The 5,932-nt window shown below is 71.4% G+C and carries 5 protein-coding genes; 3 read left to right on the forward strand and 2 right to left on the reverse strand.

Going from position 1 to position 5,932, the window contains the following annotated elements:
• Window positions 1-1,139 precede the first annotated feature (1,139 nt).
• Window positions 1,140-1,952, reverse strand: a complete 813-nt coding sequence (locus ACIBM5_RS15510; protein ID WP_396007312.1) for an MOSC domain-containing protein — start codon at window positions 1,950-1,952, stop codon at window positions 1,140-1,142.
• Here ACIBM5_RS15510 and ACIBM5_RS15515 point away from each other — a divergent pair.
• The gene (locus tag ACIBM5_RS15515; protein ID WP_396007313.1) at window positions 1,951-2,079 is read left to right on the forward strand and encodes a hypothetical protein; all 129 of its coding nucleotides are present in this window, start codon (window positions 1,951-1,953) and stop codon (window positions 2,077-2,079) included. The genes ACIBM5_RS15510 and ACIBM5_RS15515 overlap by 2 nt on opposite strands.
• Before the next feature lie 38 nt (window positions 2,080-2,117).
• Here ACIBM5_RS15515 and ACIBM5_RS15520 read toward each other — a convergent pair whose 3' ends face one another.
• On the reverse strand, window positions 2,118-2,651 hold the full coding sequence (locus ACIBM5_RS15520) for a DUF6643 family protein (protein WP_391589398.1): 534 nt from the start codon (window positions 2,649-2,651) through the stop codon (window positions 2,118-2,120).
• A 1,162-nt stretch (window positions 2,652-3,813) separates the two neighbouring features.
• On the opposite strand from ACIBM5_RS15520, the gene ACIBM5_RS15525 reads away from it, so the two are divergent.
• Together ACIBM5_RS15525 and ACIBM5_RS15530 are read left to right on the forward strand one after the other, a co-directional pair.
• Window positions 3,814-4,581: a hypothetical protein gene (locus ACIBM5_RS15525; protein WP_396007314.1), complete on the forward strand. Its 768-nt coding sequence runs from the start codon at window positions 3,814-3,816 to the stop codon at window positions 4,579-4,581.
• A 65-nt stretch (window positions 4,582-4,646) separates the two neighbouring features.
• The gene (locus ACIBM5_RS15530) at window positions 4,647-5,627 is read left to right on the forward strand and encodes an ADP-ribosylglycohydrolase family protein (RefSeq protein WP_396007315.1); all 981 of its coding nucleotides are present in this window, start codon (window positions 4,647-4,649) and stop codon (window positions 5,625-5,627) included.
• The last annotated feature ends 305 nt before the right edge of the window (window positions 5,628-5,932 follow it).

Consider the following 5,932-nt stretch of genomic DNA (forward strand, 5'->3'; position numbering starts at 1 on the left):
CGCGGGCGGCGGGCGGCGGGCACGCGGATTTAATGGCCCGTGGTTGTCGGGGTGCGCCCCGGTTGGCAGGTCAATGTCGGTACGTCGGACGGGTGTCCGTGTACTCAAGCCCAATCGCCGGTCGGGTGGCCAATGCCTGGCCCGATGTCACTTCGTCAGGTCGGTACCGAATGCGACTGCCGCTTGTTTGGCGGTCCACCGATTGTTCGACAGCCGGCCGTTCGGCCGTCGGCCGGTCCGTTGGGTCGACTGCCGTCTACTGATGGCTGCGATCCGACGCTCGGGTGAGGCGCCCACTCGAACTCTTGCGACGCGATTGCCTCCCGTTTCTCGGCCCGCACTCTCGTTGTCCGCCGTGTGCGTGCCGGCCGCCTTCTCGCGGGCCCGGAGCGCGCCTGGCATCCGCATTCCCGTCGGCCTGGGCACCGGTCCGCCGGCCGCCTACCGGCCCGCGTCCGGGACGTCCACGGCCTGTTGACCCACCGCAGGTCTACCTGGTCCGACGACAGAGCCGTACGCAGGTACCGTCGCGATGCAGGGCCCGGTACGCGCCGCGCGGGCGAGTGCCGGGTGCAGGTACGGCGGTTCCGGATCGGGCGCGACGTCTGGGTGTGGGGTGAGCGGCGGCGCAGGGGATTGGCCCGCCGCAGTTCACCGCGGTGGGCGTAGGGCGTACCCGCGGTGTGCCGGCCCGGTCCGACCTTGTCGAAAGGCCCGTCCCGACCTCGACGAACGGCCCTGTGGTGCGCGCGGCTTCGGGTGCGGGCTCACCTGTCGGCGGTAAGGCCTTCCGTTCGGCGTCCGAGAGGGCCGCTCCCGGAGATGGGCGCCACGCCGCCGTTCGGCCCGTCGTAGGGTTGCGGCGGCCCGAGAGCGTCGAACGGCCCGCTCCTGTCGGCGGCTTCGTGACACGACGGAGCGCCCCAGCTCAACGTACGGTTATGCCGCGTTTCGTCCGGTGTATGGCCCGATCTCACCGATGCCTTCGGGCGTCCGCTGGGTCGGACGGCGGCGGAATTCGGCCTGTTGCATGACGCGACGGCGGAACCGGCCCGGGAATCGGCTGGGTTGGTGGCGTCGGCCGATCGGCGGTGTCGGGTCGATCGGGGGCCGGGCGCCGATCGGGTGCCGTCGGTCCATCAGGCGGTTTCGAGGACCTCGAAGGGGTCGCCCACCCGGAGGATGCCCGAGCCGGTCGGGGGGAGTTCGGGGATCAGGTTTTGGCCGAAGATGAGCTTCTTGCCGAACCGGCGGTGCTTTCCGAGGGCTCGCAGTGGCTCGGGGCCTCGTTCGCCGGTGCGTTGGTCGGTCGTGGTGATCACGCAGCGCGAACACGGCTTGACGACGCGGAAGATGACGTCGCCGATACGGACTCGGCGCCAGCGGTCCTCGGCCCACCCCTCGGGCTCGTCGATGACGACGTTGGGGCGGAACCGGTTCATCGGCAGCGCGGAATCCATTACGGCGTTCAACGATTCGAGTGAACCCGTCGTCGTCAGCAACAGCGGAAATCCGTCCGCGAAACTCACCCGATCGGACGCATCAGCGTACCGTTGATCGGGCGTTCGTCGGGTCGGGTCGTCGAGATGTACCAGTCGGACGTCGAAGCCCAGCAACTTCGCGAACCAGGTGTGCGCGTCGTCCGGGCCCAGGGCGGCCTCGAATTCGTCGTTCCAGACGGTCACCGGGACGAGCCGGACCTCGGCAGTCGGTTCGATCCGCAGGTCGTCCATCGAAGGCGTGGACACGGCCAGTCGGCCGCCTGCCTCTTGACGTACCGTCACGGTCGCCAGCTGCGGCTGCTTGCGCTGGCTGAGGAACCGTCCGGCCTCGTCCACGAGCATCCAACGTCGGTCGCCGGCAAGGCCCCACGGTTCGACTACGGCCTCGGAGAGGTCGATACCGCGTGCGGACTTGATCGGATACACGTGCAAGGAGGCGAGGTGGTGCATGTCTTCACTGTTTCACGTCGGCTCGGGGAAGCCGACGGGGGATCGGTACGACGCCACCCCGCCGGGGACGGTGCCGCACGGTGTGCGGGTGGTACGGCTCGCGATGGGACCCGTGCGCGCGGCGTGATGCGTGCCGTACGGGGCGGAGCGAGGTCGGTGGCGAGGTCAGTAGCGAGGCGGGAACTGGCCCGGCTCGCCCATGTTCGGCACGCGCGGTGTCGGCACCTGGGGCGGCTGTACGTACTGCGCGGCGTACTGCCCGGCGCCGGGCTGCGGCACCTGGTGCACGGCCTGCTGGGGTGCCTGCGGCGCGGCCGGGGCCATCGACGCATACCCGGACATGGGCGCGTTGTTGTACTGGCCGCCGTGCTGCGGGGAGCCCGCGCCGTACTGCGCCGGAACCGGAAGCGGTGCGGGCAGCGACTGCATCGGGGCAGGCGCGTTGTAGCCGTAGCCCGGGGCGGACGAGCCGTAGCTGGACCCGTACGCCGGGGCGGGCGACGAGTACGAGGACGGCAGGGCCGGAAGGGCCGGGAGCGCCGGTCGTTCGCCGAAGAGCGGGTGCATGGCGAAGTCCGGCACGGGGAGGTTGAAGGGGCCGATCTCCGGACGACCCCGTTCGGCCACGAGCCGGTCGTAGATCGGGGTCTCCGAATACGGCGAGTAGATGCCGCCGTCATAGGCGCGAGCCGAGGTCATGGCCGATAAGGTACGCGATTCGCGGCGCCAGCGAACCCCCTGGGTCGTGACGAATTTCAGCGGGTTGTGTCTGAACTTCGTCAAGGCTTGCCAATGGCCCGGACCGGGGCGGTTCCGTAGCCTGCGCAGGGCATGTGATAGGGCGTCACATTTCGGTCGAATCGACTGTCTCGGGCGTCTGGCCTTTCTCGAACCGGCCGGAGCATGATGCGGTACGAGCGGGCTTCGTCACCCGGAGTCCTCGTCGCCCGGAGTCGCGATCGGGTTCCGGGTGTCGAATCCGCCGACGTCCCGGGCAGCGTCGCCCACCGGCCGGTGCCGGCCTGCCCACCCGGTCGGGAGGACTACGTGCGGCACGATTCGCAGCAGGCGCAGGACGGGCGCGTCCCAGGACAGGCGCGGGTGGAGGGGCAGTTGCAGGCGCAGACACGGACCCAGGCGTCGGCGTCGCAGGTGCGGGTTCCGGTGCAGGTCGAGGGGCCGGCGCGTGATCGGGGTCGGGTGCAGGATCGTATCCGGAGGGGTAGGTGGGGCGGGTCGGCGCCGCGGGCTGCGGAGGGCGGCGCGGCGGCATGGGTGGTCGGGGACGACAGGGACGACAGGGACGACGGGGGCAACGGGGGCAACGGGGGCAACGGGGGCGACGAGGGTGCGGTTGGCGGGCCGGCTGGGTCGGATGGCATGGCTCGGCTGGACGGGCGGCCGGTCGAGTCGGGTGGCCCGATCGGGTCGGCCGGTCCGGATGCGGGCTGCGGGGCGGATGCCGGGTGCGGGTCGGGCGCAGGTGGCGGGGTGGATGTCGGTTCAGGGGCGGAGTCGGTCGGCGAAGGAGCGGTGACGCACGTGGTGGAGGCGGCTCGGGACGGTCGGGAATCGGACAACTCGAGTTCGGGGCGCCGAAGGCGAGTCGACCGTGGGCGTGCCGGTGGCGAGGGTGACGAGGGTGGGTGCGGCGACTCGGATCTTTCGGGCAAAGGTGCTGCGGCGAGCGATGGTCTCAGGGAGGGCGATCTCGCCGGCCACGATCGGGCGAGCGACGACCGGTCCGGTGGCGGCCCGGGGTGCGCATCGGAGCGGAGTGATCGTTGGGGTGGGGAAAGTCGTGCGCAAATCCCGCTCAGGCACGATGATTTGGCCGGCGATCGGGTGCCGGCTTCGGGTGATGTCGATCGAGGTGTTCGGCAGTGCGATCGTCGGGCGCAAGATGTTGCGGGCGATGCGGGCGATGCGGGCGATGCGGGCGATGCGGGCATCGGCGCGGGCGATGGTGCCGACCCGGCAACGGTCGATGGGCGGCGAAGTGGTCTGGGGCCGCCCGATGGCCCGACGGAAGATGATTCGGTCGGCGGCGGTGAGGGCCCCGAACTCGTGGCGGATGGTGGCCGAACGGGCGGGGATGGCGACCGGAATGACCAGGTCCGAGGTCAGCGGGCGGAGGATGGTCGAGGCCGAGACGGTCGGGGCCGAGAGGGGCTGGAGCGAGACCTTTTGGGCAAGGCGTACCTGGAGCGAGGCCGTCTGGGCCGAGATCGTCTCGACGAACGGCTTCCTGATGCACGGCGTTCTGACGAAGCGCGCCTTGACGAAGCGCGCCCTGACGAACGACGCCTTGACGAACGACGCCCTGACGAACGGCCTGTTGAAGATCGGATTGGGCAAGGCCGTTGGGGGCGGGACGAGTTGGGTCGGGATCCTCAGAGGCGAGAGCACGCGGGTGATGACCTTGGGCGCGAGCGCGCTGGGCGGACCGGGCGAAATGGGCGAACTGGGCGCCCTGGGCGAGATGATTCGGGGCGAGACGGCTTGTCGGCAGACGGTCCGACCCGGGATCGTCGCCCGACTCGAGGTCGTTCGGCCCGCGATGCTTTGGCCCGCGACGCGTTGGCTCGCGATGTTCCCGGTCGCCATGTTCCCGCTCGGGACGGCGTGAGTCGGGACGGCGTGGGCCGGGGCGGCTCGGGAAGCGGCGATCGTGGCGACGCCGTCGATCGGCTTGTGGATGACGGACTTCCGCCGGCCGGTGCGATCGACCCGCCGCCGCCCGCGGCGGCGTTGCTGGATCGCATTCACGGGGGCTGGATGGGTCGTTGCCTGGGCGCCTACGAGGCGGCCCGTATTCCGGATGGGTCGGGAGTGCCGGATGCCGCCCGGGTGGAGGACCGCAGCGATGCGATGGATCGCTCGGTGCTGAGTTTGCGGGTGTTGGAGCTGTACGGACCGGGCTTCAGCAGCGCGCAGGTGGGGGCCTTGTGGCTGCTGACCCTGCCGTTCCTGCGTCAGCGCGCGGCGGAACAGGCCGCGTACCAGGCCCTGTTGCGTGGCGCACTGCCGCCGGCGACGGCATCCCAAGCAACTGCCCACGGCGGGACCGACGAGGCGATGGCGCGGGCTGATTTGTACGGCTACGTGGCACCGGGTGATCCCAGGCGCGCGGCTCGGTTGGCGCGCAAGGACGCGGTTGTGTCGCACGTCGGGGAGGGGCTGCACGCGGCGATGTGGAGCGCTGCGCTTGCGGCGGCGGCGTTCACGGCACGGGATGCGGCGCAGGCGGTCGGGGTCTCGTTACGGCATGTGCCGGTCGACTCGCGGTTGTCGCGGGCGATTCAGGGAGTCTTGGTCGCCCATACCCGTGGTCGGAGCTGGGAGCAGGCGGCTGCCGAAGTGCATCAGCGGTACGGGACCGGCTCCCGGCGAGACGCCCTGGGCAATGCCTGCCTGGTCGCGGCGGGGCTGTTGTGGGGCGACGGCGACCCGTGTCGGCAGATCGGCCTGGCCGTGCGCGGAGGATGGGACACCCACACGACGGCGCCGGTGGCGGGCTCGATCGCCGGCATCCTGCACGGCGCGGAGGCGGGTTGGCCGTCGATGGCGGCGACCCGGGTCAGGACCGGACTACCGGGTCAAGACTGCTGCGCGCTGGCGGAGTTGGCGCGGCGTACGCTCGCGGTGACCCGGGTGGAATCGCCGTTGCGGTGAGAGCGGGGCGGGGCGAGGTGGGTCGGTGGGCCGGCCCGCGGGGGCACCTCGATGCCTTCGTCGACGCGGGTGGGTCAGCGTGAGCATCCGCCCGCCCGCATCCAACTCGCCACGTCCCGCCCACCCAACCGGCCCACCCCGCCCGCCCAGGCCAGGCCGCCCGGCCCGTGCAACCGCCCCACTGGGCCCGTCGTGCCCGCTCAACGGGCCCGTGCCCGCTCAACGGGCCCGTGCCCGCTCAACGGGCCCGTGCCCGCTCAACGGGCCCGTGCCCGCTCAACGGGCCCGTGCCCGCTCAACGGGCC

The sequence above is a fragment of the Embleya sp. NPDC050493 genome, from assembly GCF_044458105.1.
Classification (GTDB): domain Bacteria; phylum Actinomycetota; class Actinomycetes; order Streptomycetales; family Streptomycetaceae; genus Embleya.

Bases quoted from the DNA above. Each gene is read 5' to 3' on its own strand.
- ACIBM5_RS15515 (WP_396007313.1), top strand. From the start codon at position 1,951: ATGTCTTCACTGTTTCACGTCGGCTCGGGGAAGCCGACGGGGGATCGG.
- ACIBM5_RS15510 (WP_396007312.1), bottom strand. From the start codon at position 1,952: ATGCACCACCTCGCCTCCTTGCACGTGTATCCGATCAAGTCCGCACGC.
- ACIBM5_RS15520 (WP_391589398.1), bottom strand. From the start codon at position 2,651: ATGACCTCGGCTCGCGCCTATGACGGCGGCATCTACTCGCCGTATTCG.
- ACIBM5_RS15525 (WP_396007314.1), top strand. From the start codon at position 3,814: ATGTCGATCGAGGTGTTCGGCAGTGCGATCGTCGGGCGCAAGATGTTG.